11 protein-coding genes are annotated in these 13767 nt (G+C 66.2%); 5 read left to right on the top strand and 6 right to left on the bottom strand.

Annotated elements, in window-relative coordinates; all coding sequences use genetic code 11:
* Positions 1-60: 60 nt before the first annotated feature.
* The 4 genes from glnA to BCHO_RS04555 all read right to left on the bottom strand — a co-directional run bounded on the left by glnA (position 61) and on the right by BCHO_RS04555 (position 5201).
* The gene (gene glnA, locus BCHO_RS04570; protein WP_024540851.1) at positions 61-1497 is read right to left on the bottom strand and encodes a type I glutamate--ammonia ligase; all 1437 of its coding nucleotides are present in this window, start codon (positions 1495-1497) and stop codon (positions 61-63) included.
* A gap of 501 nt (positions 1498-1998) precedes the next feature.
* On the bottom strand, positions 1999-2787 hold the full coding sequence (locus BCHO_RS04565) for a DUF4191 domain-containing protein (RefSeq protein WP_024540852.1): 789 nt from the start codon (positions 2785-2787) through the stop codon (positions 1999-2001).
* Between the two features lie 142 nt (positions 2788-2929).
* Positions 2930-4411: a dihydrolipoyl dehydrogenase family protein gene (locus tag BCHO_RS04560; protein ID WP_024540853.1), complete on the bottom strand. Its 1482-nt coding sequence runs from the start codon at positions 4409-4411 to the stop codon at positions 2930-2932.
* A 166-nt stretch (positions 4412-4577) separates the two neighbouring features.
* On the bottom strand, positions 4578-5201 hold the full coding sequence (locus BCHO_RS04555; protein ID WP_024540854.1) for a DUF3043 domain-containing protein: 624 nt from the start codon (positions 5199-5201) through the stop codon (positions 4578-4580).
* Positions 5202-5363: 162 nt separating this feature from the next.
* On the opposite strand from BCHO_RS04555, the gene BCHO_RS04550 reads away from it, so the two are divergent.
* Genes BCHO_RS04550 through BCHO_RS04545 form a run of 3 tightly spaced genes read left to right on the top strand, consistent with a single transcriptional unit; the run spans position 5364 to position 8142 of the window.
* Complete coding sequence (locus BCHO_RS04550) at positions 5364-6731, top strand: dipeptidase (RefSeq protein WP_024540855.1); 1368 nt, start codon at positions 5364-5366, stop codon at positions 6729-6731.
* Positions 6732-6782: 51 nt separating this feature from the next.
* Positions 6783-6926, top strand: coding sequence for a hypothetical protein (locus BCHO_RS09210; protein ID WP_155803918.1), 144 nt, complete (start codon positions 6783-6785; stop codon positions 6924-6926).
* A 19-nt stretch (positions 6927-6945) separates the two neighbouring features.
* The gene (locus tag BCHO_RS04545; RefSeq protein WP_024540856.1) at positions 6946-8142 is read left to right on the top strand and encodes a sensor histidine kinase; all 1197 of its coding nucleotides are present in this window, start codon (positions 6946-6948) and stop codon (positions 8140-8142) included.
* Here BCHO_RS04545 and BCHO_RS09730 read toward each other — a convergent pair.
* Both BCHO_RS09730 and BCHO_RS04540 read right to left on the bottom strand, forming a co-directional pair.
* Positions 8117-8266, bottom strand: coding sequence for a helix-turn-helix domain-containing protein (locus BCHO_RS09730; RefSeq protein ID WP_152595865.1), 150 nt, complete (start codon positions 8264-8266; stop codon positions 8117-8119). The two genes, BCHO_RS04545 and BCHO_RS09730, sit on opposite strands and share 26 nt — an antisense overlap.
* Positions 8267-8432: 166 nt before the next feature.
* Entirely contained in the window at positions 8433-9074 is a 642-nt protein-coding gene (locus tag BCHO_RS04540) for a response regulator transcription factor (protein WP_024540857.1), read from the bottom strand.
* A 354-nt stretch (positions 9075-9428) separates the two neighbouring features.
* Between BCHO_RS04540 and BCHO_RS04535 the strand changes: the two genes are divergently transcribed.
* A complete protein-coding gene (locus tag BCHO_RS04535) occupies positions 9429-10067 on the top strand; it encodes an ECF transporter S component (protein WP_024540858.1) in 639 nt (212 codons plus the stop codon).
* Between the two features lie 829 nt (positions 10068-10896).
* Positions 10897-13758 carry an ATP-binding cassette domain-containing protein gene (locus BCHO_RS09575; RefSeq protein ID WP_237743039.1) on the top strand — a complete coding sequence of 954 codons (2862 nt, stop codon included), beginning with the start codon at positions 10897-10899 and terminating at the stop codon, positions 13756-13758.
* Positions 13759-13767 lie beyond the last annotated feature (9 nt).

Genomic DNA, 13767 nt, shown 5'->3' with positions numbered 1-13767 from the left:
TGGGCTATTCTGGATACCGCGAAAGCCCTACTGCCGGCTATGTTCCGCCCTATGCGGCCGTCAGATGTGGAAGTAGAGCTCGTACTCGAGCGGGGTCGGCTGCAGACGGGCCTGATCGATCTCGCTGCGCTTGAGGTCGATCCAGGTCTCGATGAGGTCCTCGGTGAAGACATCGCCGGCGGTCAGGAAGTCATGATCCTCCTCGAGCGCGTCGAGCGCCTCGGCGAGTGAGGACGGCACCTGCTTGATGCCGGCGTGCTCCTCCGGAGGAAGCTCATAAAGATCCTTGTCGACCGGCTCCGGCGGCTCGATGTGGTTGAGGATGCCGTCGAGGCCCGCCATCAGCTGCGCGGAGAACGCGAGGAACGGGTTGCAGGACGGATCCGGGGCGCGGAACTCGATGCGCTTGGCGGCCGGCGACGTGCCCGCGAGCGGGATGCGGATCGCGGCGGAGCGGTTGCGCGCCGAGTAGACGAGGTTGACCGGCGCCTCGAAGCCCGGGACGAGACGATGGTAGGAGTTGAGCGACGGGTTCGTGAACGCGAGCACCGACGACGAGTGCTTGATCAGGCCGCCGATGTACCAACGGGCCATGTCGGACAGGCCGCCGTAGTTCTTCTCATCGTAGAACAGCGGCTTGCCGTCCTTCCACAGCGACTGGTGGCAGTGCATACCGGTGCCGTTGTCGCCGGCGATCGGCTTCGGCATGAACGTCGCGGCCTTGCCGGCGAGCGCGGCCGTCTCATGGACGACGTACTTGTACTTCATCAGATCGTCGCCCGCATGCTGCAGCGAGTTGAAGCGGTAGTTGATCTCCTGCTGGCCGGCGCCGGCGACCTCGTGGTGCGCGCGCTCGAGGATGAGGCCGACCTTCTGCAGGTTGGCGACCATGTCGTCGCGCAGGTCCTGCGTGTGGTCGATCGGCGGGACCGGGAAGTAGCCGCGCTTGACGCGGTTCTTGAAGCCGATGTTCGGCGTGCCGTCCGCTTCGACGTCGAGGCCGGAGTTCCACGGCGCCTCGACGGAGTCGACCTCGTAGAAGGAGCCGCGCATGTCGTTGCCGAAACGGACCTTGTCGAAGATGAAGAACTCGGCTTCCGGCGCGAAGGAGGCGGTGTCGGCGAGGCCGGTCGACTTCAGGTAGGCCTCGGCCTTCGCCGCGACCTGGCGCGGATCGCGCGAGTACGGCTCATCGGTCAGCGGGTCGACGATCGAGAACGCGACGTTGAGCGTCTTGTGCTTGCGGAACGGATCGATGTAGGCGGTCGTGATGTCCGGGACAAGCTTCATGTCGGACTCGTTGATGGCCTGGAAGCCTTCGATGGAGGAGCCATCGAACGGCATGCCCTCGTCGAATGCGTCCTTGAGGAATTCGCTGGCAGGGACCGTGAAATGCTGCTGAACACCAATCAGATCGGTGAAGCGAACGGAGACATATTCAATGCCTTCCTGATTGATCAGGGCCTCGGCGTCTTCCTTGGTTTCGAGTGTGGTCACGGGACCGCTCCTTTCAATAAATGGTTACGTCTATCAGCATAGGTCACAGCGTTTCGCTCACTCGAAGTTTGAGTTACGAACATGTTTCGTGCAGCGCGAACAACGTCGTCGATACGGCGGAAACGTTGGAACGACGACGATGCTTTGCCGAAGCGGCGACGACGCGTGCACCGTGCGGCTGCGCACAATGTGGACACCGCGTCGTCGCCGCGACCGTTTACGGGAGGCGGACATCCTTTGTTCGTTCGTTTGTCCGTTACAGGTAGCGGACGTCATCGTTTACGGGTGGCGGGACGTCCGTTGTTACGGGCAGGCATCCGTCGTTACGGGCAGCGCATATCTATCATTACGGGCAGCGGCGTCCGCCGGGGAGACGATCGCCGATGACGGTCGCGGAAACGATGACGGTCGCGGGAAAAGGGGAGACGGGTGCATCGACGGATGAATGCAACGAAAAAAGGACCGGCGAAGCCGGTCCCAGAATGAGAAAAGCGCGTGCGGTCAGCGTCCGCGCATCGCGCGCTTGCTGACCTTCTGCATGCGCATCGGGTCGATGCCCTTGGGGATGCCCATGCCGCTCTTGCGCTGCAGCGTGTGCAGACGCTCGTTGAGCGTGATGAGCTGGTCCTTGGTCATCACGAAGCGGCGGCGCTTCTTGACGGCGCGCACGAGCTTGTTGGAGCTCGTGTTCGGGATGTACGTGCGCTTCTTGAGGATGACGTTGCGCAGGTCCTTGAGACGCACCTGCTTGGGGCCGGTGCCGACGCAGATGCGGTAGATCGGGATCTGCGAGCCCGCGGTCACGCCCTTGATCAGCTTCTCCTGGTGGTCCATCGCACGCATGACGCGGCCGTAGTCGCCCTCGCCGATCAGATAGATGCCCTGATAGCCGGTGCCGCGCCAGATCGCGTCATGCGATCGCGGGTCGACCCACACCGGTTCCTGCGGGAAGTCATAGCCGGCCCTCTTCATGTTGCCGAGGACGCTGATGGACGCGCCCGGCTGGCCCTCGAGCTGCTTGAAACCGATGGCGTCCGCACGGCGGGTGAGCACGATCGTGGCGAACAGCAGGCCGGTGACGGCGGCGAGGATCATCCAGCTGACCCAGCCGAACCAACCCCAGTGGAACACGAATCCGCAGACCAGCGCGATCACGAGCGGGACCGCGAACACGCCGCCGACGATCCACGGCAGCGCCTTGTCCTCCCGGTGCGTGAACTGGTAGATCTGCTTGATCTGGCTGAACATGCCGCGCTTTTTCTTCTTCGGCTGCTCGTCCTTCGATGCCATGAATCGCCTCTCCTGTCACTCTGCGAACGCTATCGATGCGTGCTGTTGCAATGGTTCCATACTCTATCAGCTGACCATCCCCATCCGTTTGCCTACGGGCGGCAGTCGGGAACGTGGGACGTCGACGATCGGCTCGGAATCGTCAGCGGGTGTGCAATGGTCGTCCGTCGGCCTTGAGCAGCGTCTCGCCGATCATCTCGCTGAAGGTCGGGTGCGGGTGGATCGCATTGGACGCCTCGTGCAGCGGGATGCGGTTGGCGACGATCTGCTGGGCCTCGGCGATCATGTCGCTCGCGTCCGGTGCGACGACGTGCACGCCGAGCACATATTCGGTGTCGTCGCCGCCCGCGTCGCGCCCGCTGACGATCGAGAACGAACCGCCGGTGGCGCTCATGACCATGCGCGGGTTCGACATCACCGGGAACACGGTCTCCCGCACGTCGGCGTAGCGCGCGTCCGCCTGCGCCTGGCGCAGCGTGAGGCCGACGGTGGCGAACTCCGGCGAGCTGAACACGATGTTCGCGATGGCGTCCTCGTCCACCGGCTTCGCCTTGAGCCCGGCGATCGTCTCGGCGATGACGAGTCCCTGCGCGAAGGCGCGGTGCGCAAGCGCATGGCCGGCGGTGATGTCGCCGAGCGCCCAGACATGGTCGAGGTTCGTGCGGCCGTAGTCGTCGACGACGACCATGCCGGCGTCGTCGAGCGCGACGCCGCAGTCGGCGAACCACGGCTCGTCGGTGTTCGGCGTGCGCCCGATCGCGCCGAGCGCGATCTCGGCGCCGATCATGTGCTCCTCGTCGTCGTCGCCGAGCGTGTAGCGCACGGTCACGCCGAGGTTCACGCCGGTGTCGATGCCGCGCACGTGCGCGTTGCGGATGATGTCGATGCCGCGGCGTTTGAGTTCGCGTGACAATGCAAGCGCGGCGCGGCGGTCGCTCTTCGACAATACGCTGTCCTTGCGGATGAGCAGCGTCACGTCGCTGCCCGCGCTGTTCCAGATCGACGCGAATTCGAGCGCGACGGCGCCGGAGCCGATGATGACCGCGCTGTGGGGGAACGTGTCGATCGACAGCGCTGCCGTCGAATCGACGATCGCGCCGTGGTAGGCGGTGCCGGGAAGCTCGCGCGGACGCGAGCCGGTGGCGAGCACGACGTCGTCGGCCGTGATGTCGAGGTCGCCGGCGATCTCGTCGAATCCGCCGTTCTTCGCGAACCTGCGCACATGCTCCTGTCCGGCGGATGGCACGACGTGCACATGATGGTCGGCGCTGAGCGACGCGTCGCCGCGGTAGACGGTGATGCCGCGGTATTCGACGAGCGCGCGCAGCCCGTCGACGAGCGTCGCGACGGTGTGCTCGCGGTAGTCGCGCAGGCGTCCGAAGTCGATCTCCTCGAGCTTGGAGACGATGCCCATCGATTCGCCGTGCGCGAGCGCGTCGAGCGTGCGGGTGGCGGTGATGAGCGCCTTCGACGGGATGCATCCGCGGTTGAGGCAGGTGCCGCCGAGTGTTTCGTCACGTTCGATCATGACGACCGATCTGCCGAGTTCCGCCGCGCGCAGGGCGGCGGAATATCCGCCAGGGCCGGCGCCGATGATTGCGATGTCGAAATGTAGGGATGCCACGATGCCTCCAGGAAGCTGCGATGTACGACCGATAACCGGCAACCATTGTAGTGCAACCCGTAGCGGGGGATGTTCGGGTTGAAGGGCGCGGGGGAGGAGGCGCGAACGGAAAAGGGCCGGGACGAAGCATGCGCTTCGTCCCGGCCCTATGCACGCGGAGGATGGTCTACTTCGGCCAGTGGCCGCGCTTCTTGTAGCGCGGCTTCGGCAGACGCCAGCGGCGCAGCTGGATCGCGCGACTCCACGCGTAGGACCCGGTGCGCATGCCCTTGGCGACGGCCTGCTCGCCGTACTTGGCGACGAGCAGCTTCTTGAGCTTGCGCCACATCACGACGACGTCGACGATGATCGCGAACAGATACAGGTACAGCAGCGTCATCAGGATCATCGTGATCTGGATGCTGTAGGGGATCTGCCGCGCGAAGGCCGTGACGATGACGGACAGCACGAGGATGACGAGCGCCACCGGGATGAAGAACTCGCCGATGTTGAAGCGCGCGTCCACATAGTCGCGCACATAGACGCGCCAGGGGAGGCGTTCGGCCTTCGGCATGTTCTGCAGGTCGCCGGTGCGCATCGCCTCGTATTCGCGGTTCTCGCGCTCGCGCATGCGGCGCTTCGCCTCCTTGCGCTGTGCGGCGCTGTCCTTCGGCACGAGCGGTCGGATGTTCCTCGCCTGCGCGTCCTTGCGCTTCGGCGTCGGCCGTCCCTTGCCGGCCTGCGCGTTCTTGTCGTGCACGCTGCGCGCGACCTGTCCTTCGTTGCCTTCGTCCTTCTTGTTCACTGCCATGAGGCACGAGCGTACGTGAAGACATCGACGCCGCCGGCCGCGTCGCCGCCCTCGGCGCAGGGCGCGGCGCGGGGCGAGAGAGCCATCTACAATCGACATCGGAACATACGACCCGTAAGCGTCCGGACCGCCGGTGCGGCCGGCGGCGGCGAAAGGAACGACATGGAGATATCGGCGAAGGAGATTCGCGCGCGTGTGGCGGCGGACTGGCAGCAGATCATGGACGTCGTGCGTCAGAAGGTGGCGCTCAGATCGGTGTCCGCGCAGGGCATCACCGGCGACCATATGAAGGAGTCGGCGCAGTACGTCGCGCGGATCATGCGCGAGGTCGGCGTCGACGCGCGCGCCGTGCAGTCGCACAACCCCGACGGATCCGCCGGCGCATGGGAGGTCATCGGCTCGCTCGAAACGAATCCGGACGCGCCGACGGTGCTGCTGTACGCGCACCACGACGTGCAGCCCGTACCCGATCCGGACGAATGGGACACCGACCCCTTCGAGGTCACGCAGGTAGGCGACCGCCTGTACGGACGCGGCACCTGCGACGACACCGGCGGCATCGCGATCCACTACGGCGCGCTCAAGGCGCTCGGCGACGACCTCGGCGTCAACATCAAGATCTTCTTCGAAGGCGAGGAGGAGATGGGCTCGGCGAGCTTCATCCCCTTCATCGAGGAGCACCACGACGAATTCGACTCCGACGTGATCATCGTCGCCGACTCGGGCAACTGGGCGCCCGACGTGCCGTCGCTGACGACGTCGCTGCGCGGCAACGCGACCTGCGACGTGCATGTCAAGGTGCTCGAGCATCCGGTGCACTCCGGCCAGTACGGCGGCCCCGTGCTCGACGCGAACACGCTCGCGGCGATGCTCATCGCGAAGATGTACGACGAGGACGGCGCACTCGCGATTCCGGGCGTCGAGGGCGGCGAGCCGATCGGCGGCCTGCAACGCGACGTCGACGAGACGGACATGCGCGCGGCGGCGGGCGTCGTAGACTCCTACCGGCTCGCCGGCGACGGCTCGCTCGCCTCGCGGCTGTGGACGAAGCCGAGCGCGACCGTCATCGGCTTCGACGCGCATCCGGTCGACGGCTCGTTCAACGTGATCAGCCCGGAGACGACGTTCCGCGTCAGCCTGCGCGTCTCGCCGCTGCAGGACCCGCACGCCGCGATGAACGCGATGGTCGAGTTCTTCGAAGGCAATGCGCCCTTCGGCGCCGACGTGCACGTCACGCCGCTCGACGCCGGCATGGGCTGGGCGATGGACCCCGACTGCGAAGCGAGCGCCGACGCGGCCGCCGCGCTCGAGGAGGCCTTCGGCGTCGCGCCGGTGAACAAGGGCGAGGGCGGCTCGATCCCGTTCATCCCTCAGCTGCAGAAGATCTTCCCCGACGCGCAGGTGCTCGTCACCGGCCCCGAGGACCCGATCTCGAACGCGCACAGCCCGAACGAATCGGTGAGCGTCTCCGGACTCGAGAAGGACGTCGTCGCCGAGGCGCTTCTGCTTGATAAGCTTGGCAGGAACTGAAACCGCGGATGATCCCGAATGGGATCATCATGAATAAAGGAGAAGATCATCATGTCCATTGCCTCCATCATCGCCTCCATAGGTCTGGTATGCTCCATGCAGGTCGGCACGATGACCGCCGCCGCGCCGACCACGGCCGAATCGGGCAGGGGCTGCAATGCGATCATGCATTGGCTCGGTCTGTGTCTGGTCTGAGCGGCGGGAGGCAGATGGCATGATGTCGAAACCGCGCGGTACGAAGCGCATCCGGCACCCGTACAGGGCGTTCTTCATCATCATCTTCTCGCTGCTGTATGAGCTGAACGTATGGGTGTATGCGATGCCCAAGCCCTCCCCAGGCACCTTGGTGTGGCTGATGGCGGCCCAGGCCATCGTCGTATGCTGCTACTGGTTCCCGGTATGGGCGTCCGTCGCGGTGCTGCTGCTCAACGGCGTCGGCGAATACGCCATCCCCGGCTATGGGCAGTTCACGGCCTACTTCATGTTCCTCGCCGTGGTGCTGATCAGCTACAGGACGTCGGCCCGGATCGCCGCGGCCCTGTGGTTCGTCATGGCCGCATATACGTGCATAGAGACAAGCGTGCGGCCGGACGCCTTCTCCCTCTACGGCTGCACGGCGTTCTGCATGGTGTATCTCGTCATGGTCGTCGTCGGCCGGTTCCTGGTCTGGAATGACCAGCGCAACGAGCAGCTGCGCAGGACCGTGGAGCTCGAAGCCAAGGTCAGGCAGTTGGAATCGAACCAGTATCTGGCGGCCTATCTGCATGACGCCCTGTCCCAGGAGCTCGCCCTCATCGCCATGGAGGTGCAGCTGCGGAACGCCGATCCGAGCAGGTCCGACGACGAACGGTGGGAACACGTCGGGGAATACGCCGGCAACGCCCTGGACGACCTGCGTGAGATCATCATGAACCTGCGCGATGAGTCGATGTCGCTGCGCCTGTCCGAAAACCAGGACAAGGACATCGCCACGGTGCTGGAACATCAGGGAAGAGAGGGTGACGAGCTGCTGCACAGGCATGGATTCACCGGCGACACCGAAGTGGACGTCATACGCGACGCGGACGTCCATGACGGCGACGTCAGCGGACTGGTCACATTGATCTGCCACGAGGTCTATGTCAACATCCTCAAGCACGGCGACGCCGCCGGACGATACCGGGTGCGTATGGAGGAGACCGCCGCCCGCGTCCGCATCGACTACGAGAACGACATCGCCGAAGCGGACGAAACGAAGACGCACGGAGGCAACGGCATCCGTGCCCTGCGCTCGCTCATCACGTCGATGGGAGGCACGCTCAGCCATGACCGGGCGGACGGCGTCTGGAAGGGCCACGTCGAACTGCCGATCGGAGCGGATGCGCGAGCGCGCACGGCGCCCGCCGTCAATGCCCCCTCAGCAGCAGCCTGACGACGTTTTTGGGCGAGTCCATGCCGTATTTGGCGGCGATGCCGCGCATGTAGCCGCGAACGGTGGAAGCGCTCAGACCCATGCGCGCGGCGATGGTTGCGCTGTCCGCGCCGTACCGCCTCATTAATGCGAAGGTCGTTCGTTCCTGAGGTGTGAGTCGGCTGGACGGAGAAGAGAAGGGCCGGCATCCGGACTGCCCTGCCTGGTCGGGCGTCTCCACAATCGCGGCATGCGCGTCGCGGGCGGTCTGGAACCGGTAGTCGATTCATCGACGGTGCGGCACGCAGGCGCTACCGGTTGCCGCGGCGCAGCAGCAGACGCATGAGGTCGTTCGTCGTCGGCAGGCCGAGCTTGCGGCGTATCGCACGGATGTGGGTACGCACCGTCGACGGCTTGCTGCCGAGCTGGACGGCGATCTGCCTCGGGTCGTTGCCGTATTCGCCCATCAGACGGTACACGTTGCGTTCGGTCGGCGTCAGCACGTCCGGTATGTCGTCGTCCGCGGTCTCCGGGCGGGCGTCGTTCGCGAGCACGGCGCGCTGCGCCGCGTCCGGAGGCAGGTATCCCGGTTCGGCTCCGCCGCGCAGCAGCCGGTTGACCATCGCCAGCAATGTGGCGAGCTCCTCCTTGTGCACGAGCGCCTGGCCGCCCGCCTCCCTGAACTGTTCATCGTAATAGGCCTTCGGGAAGCAGGACATGCCGAGCACAGGCGTGCGTCCGTTGGTCCTGCGCAGCCTCGCGCACAGTTCGGGCCCCGATTCCTCGAACAGCTGCATGTCCATGACGACGAGGTCCGCGGCGTCGCATTCCTCGATGATGTTCTGTTCGGTGCCGCGCAGCTGGTGGATGATCGCCTGCGGATAGGCGAGCTTGATGAATCCGGCGACGCTCTCCGCGGCGCGCGGGTCGTTGTCCACGATGATGAACTGCATATCCGCCTTCCGTCCGGTGCGGCAAGCGGTTGTACGCCATGCCTCCCATAAGATCATACGGTACCGAGTACGACTATAGTCGCCGTGGCGACCGTCGACGCCATATGGGCGCCGCCACGTGCGCGTCGGCGTGGCCGGGCGCCCGAGGTCGTCGGGTCGCAATAGACTTTCGGGCGACACGGGGGCTGACGTCCCGCGCGATGACGTGTGCGCGCGGGACGTCGGCTGAGAGAGGGCGAACCTCGACCGATTGAACGTGAATCCGGACAATGCCGGCGCACGGACGTCGTAGATCTCCCGTGCCTGACCATCCATGGCGACCATCGCCATGGCGAGATTAGAAAGGCACAAGTTATGTCTGCTTCCGTCATCGAAGCGAAACCGAATATGAAATGGCGCGTCGTCGACATCGCCGTGGCATCCGTCATAGGCGTCGCGTCCGCGCTGATCTACTGGCTGGTCGCCATCTTCTCCACGGCCCCGTGGGGCTTCCTCGAGGCCGTCGTGCCGGGACTCGCCGGCGTCATCAACGGACTGTGGCTGTTCGCCGGACCTCTGGCGGCGGTCATCGTGCGCAAGCCGGGCGCGGCGCTCTACGCGGAGATCGTCGCCGGCGTGCTCGAGGCGCTCATGGGCAACATGTGGGGAGGCGTGAGCACCTTCCTCATCGCCTTCGTCCAGGGTCTGGGCGCCGAAATCGCCTTCGCGGTGTTCCTGTACCGCAAATGGAACCTCGGCACGACGGTGCTTTCGGGCGCGCTGAGCGGCGTCGGCTGCTGGGCATACTCCTTCTTCACGAACCTGCAGGCGATCGACGTGGGCAAGACGTACGGCGTCGTCTATCTGCTGGCGACCGTCGTCTCCGGCGCGCTGATCGCCGGCGTCGCGATGTGGTACCTCTATATCGCGATCGCGAAGACGGGCGCCCTCGACAACTTCGAATCGGGCCGCCGGATCCGCCGCGCGAAGAAGAAGCCGACGCTCGGCCGGTGACGCCACCGACGGCGGCCGCGAACGGGACGACGGCGAATCGTTACGGGTGGCCGTCGCTGCGGGTGGCCGTCGCTACGGGCGGTCTCCGTTACGGGTAGTCGTCGTTACGGGTGACAGCGCCGTTATGGGCGGTCGAATTGCTATGGGTAGCCGTTGCATCAGGCGGGACGGTTGGTCGAATCGTTACGGGCGGCAGCGTCGTTACGGGTGGTCGGATCGTTACGGGTAGCCGTCGCATCGAACAGCTGCATCCGTCGTCACGGGTGGCACATCGGAGGGTGCCGCCGACGTCACGGGATACGGCGGGGGATAAGCCGTATCCCATCGTGAGCCAACGCTTACGGGCAGCGCATCGGGGATGCCGCCCGTAAGGCCATGGTGGAGCGGACGTCATGCGATGAAGATCGGACGCCGGTCGGACGGACACGGCGACGGCGGCCGAGGCGGCATGCCATCGTTCGCCGCCCGTAAGAGGAGCGGTCGGCGGGATTCACCTCCGGCAATGGGCTGTATATGCCGCCGGTAACGCAAACGACGTGTCGCGCGACGCCATGCATTGTGCAGCCTGTAACATGACGGCGCGTGGCGACCGGCGCGCGGCATGGCGGCGTCCGCGGCGAAAAGAGCGCGTATCGTGACGACGAGTGCCGCCGGTAACGTTATGGACGGCGTTCGCGGGCACGTGTCGGCGGCGGACGCACAGCAAGTCAAGCGAAGGAAACGGATTCCAGTGTCCCAGACAATCGAACACACATCCACGTCGGCGACGCATGCGGGCGGCCGCGCGAACGACGGGGAACACACGGCGCGGCGCGGCGGCAGGCTGCGGATGCGCAAGTGGGGATACCGCCACGCGTCACGCGAATGCTTCGCCGTGCGCGGCCTCGACCTGACGATCGAGGCGGGCGAGCATGTGCTGCTGCTCGGCGCGTCCGGCATCGGCAAATCGACGATACTCGAAGGCGCCGCGGGGCTGCTCGGCGACGAGGACGCGGCCACGCTCGCCGAACACGACGGCGACGAGCCGGTCATGGACGCGGACGGCGGCGTCACCGAAGGCTCCATCGATATCGATGGCGTCGAAGTGCACCGCGCGCGCGGCGCCGTCGGCCTCGTGCTTCAGGATCCGGACGCACAGGCGATCTTCCAGAGGATCGGCGACAACGTGGCGTTCGGCCCCGAGAACCTCGACGCGCCGCGCGACGAGATATGGCGGCGCGTCGACGCGTCGCTCGCCGCGGTCGGACTCGGCGGACTGCAGCTCGACCGCTCCGTCATGCATCTGTCGGGAGGACAGATGCAGCGCCTCGCGCTCGCCGGCGCGCTCGCGATGGAGCCGAAGGTGCTGCTGCTCGACGAGCCGACGGCGAACCTCGACCCCGACGGTGTCGTGCAGATCGTCGGCGCCGTCGGCGCCGTCCTCGAGCGTACGGGATGCACGATGGTGCTCGTCGAACACCGCGCGGACCGCTGGATCGACCTCATCGACCGCGTCGTCGTGCTCGGACTCGAGAAGGACGACGACGAACGCGCCGTCAACCAGCAGGGATACGACGACGAGATTGCGCGCGACGGCTTCCGCAACACCGTCGTCATCGCCGACGGCACGCCGGACGAAGTCTTCGGCGACGACACGATCGACTTCGCCGAGCTCGGCATCTGGGTGCCGCAACGCTACCGGCGGCACGGCGACGAGATCGTGCGGATGCACGTCGACGGCGAACCCGACTGCGACCCCGCCACCGGTAGCGGCGACGTCGTGCTGAGCACCGACGACCTCGGCATCGGCAGGAACGGCGACGCCATCGCCGAACACATCGGCGTGGCGTTCCGCCCCGGGCAGATCACGGCGCTCGTGGGTGCGAACGGCGCCGGCAAATCGACGCTGTCGCTCACGCTCGCGGGACTGCTCAAGCCGGTCGTCGGACGCGTCGTCGCCGGAACGTCGCTCGCCGACGGCGCACGCGGCGCATGGCCGATCGACTGGAGCTCGACGGAGCTCGCGTCGCGCATCTCGTACGTGTTCCAGAACCCGGAGCACCAGTTCGCATGCTCGAGCGTGCTCGACGAGGTCATGCTCGGACCGCAGCGCACCGGCGTCGACGAGGAAACGGCGCAGGCGCGTGCGAAGGAACTGCTCGGACGGTTCCACCTCGAGCAGTACGCGGACGTGAACCCGTACACGTTGTCGGGCGGCGAGAAGCGGCGGCTCACCGTCGCCGCCGCGCTCGCCGCCGCACCGAAGGTGCTCATCCTCGACGAACCGACCTTCGGGCAGGACCGACGCACCTGGATGCAGATCGTGCGGCTCATCCTGGGACTGCGCGGCGACGGCGTGAGCATCATCGTCGTGACGCACGACCGCGAACTTGTGACCGCGCTCGGCGCGCGCGTCGTCGAATTCGTCGCAGACGCGCCGAGCTCGCATGACGATGCCGCCGATGCTGTGGATGTCGCGGATTGCGTTATGGGCGGCGCTCCTTCTAGCGTTGCCGCCGCCGGCTTTGTTACGGGCAGTAGTAGCACCGACGTCGCCGTTGTCGTCGCCGCCGATGCCGTTACGGGCGGCACCGCCGGCGCTGCCGGCAGCAGTGCCGCGGATGGTCGTGCTGCCGATAACAATGCTGCCGCCGATTGCGTTACGGGTGGCAGCGCCGCCGTCGTCGCCGTCGCCGCCGTCGCCGACGATGACGTCGATCGTGCTACGGGCGGCATCGTCGATGCGGCATCGGCTGTCGCTACCGGTAGCGGGATGGATGATGCCGCCGGCAACGATACGACGACGCAGCAGACGGAAGCGACGACGGCACGTCGTGCTGCCCGTAACGATACGTCGGCGCCGGCGGCGCGCGTGGATGTGGCGATGCACGGCGAACAGGTCGTGCGGGTGAGTCCGGTCAACGCACGGCACGACCGCATCAAGCCGGCGAGCCGATCGCCGTATCTGGCGTCGCTCAACCCGGTGTTCCGACTCGGCGGCGCGTTCCTGGCGTCGCTGCCGCTGCTGCTCAGCCTCGACTGGGTGTCGGCGGCGGTCGCGCTCGCGGCTGAATTCCTCGTGTTGCTGGCCATCGGCCTCACGCCGTGGCGCGTGATCAGATCGACATGGCCGATTTTCATCGGCGCGCCCGGTTCGGCGCTCGCCGTGCTGCTGTATGGCAAACAGGGCGGCGACGTCTGGTGGCAGTGGGGATGGATCGCCGTCACCGACCGTTCCGCGCAGCTGGCGCTCGCCACGGCGCTGCGCATTCTCGCGATCGGCATTCCGGCGATCATCGCCGTGCTCGGCATCGACGCGACCGATCTGGCCGACGGATTCAGCGAACTGCTGCATCTGCCCGACCGTTTCGTCTACGGCGGATTGGCCGGCATGCGGCTGTTCTCCGTCCTTCAGGATGACTGGACGGCGCTCACGGCGTCGCGGCGTTCGCGCGGACTCGGCGACGACAACAAATTCACCGCGTTCTTCCCGCAGGCCTTCGCGTTGCTCGTGCTGTCCATCCGCAGATCGACGACGCTTGCGACGGCGATGCAGGCGAGGGGATTCGGCGGCATCGCACCTCGCAGCCACGCGCGTGTGAGCGAAGTGCATGCACGCGACTGGTGGTTCCTTATCGGCTGCGCGGCGCTGCCGACGATCGCGCTGCTGAGCGCGGCGTTCGCCGGAACGTTCTCGTTCATGGGCAACTGAACGATCGCC

Source organism: Bifidobacterium choerinum, assembly GCF_000741135.1.
GTDB classification, from domain to species: Bacteria; Actinomycetota; Actinomycetes; order Actinomycetales; family Bifidobacteriaceae; genus Bifidobacterium; species Bifidobacterium choerinum.
Note: the sequence above shows the minus strand (reverse complement) of the source record. Positions and strands in the feature narration are given on the sequence as shown.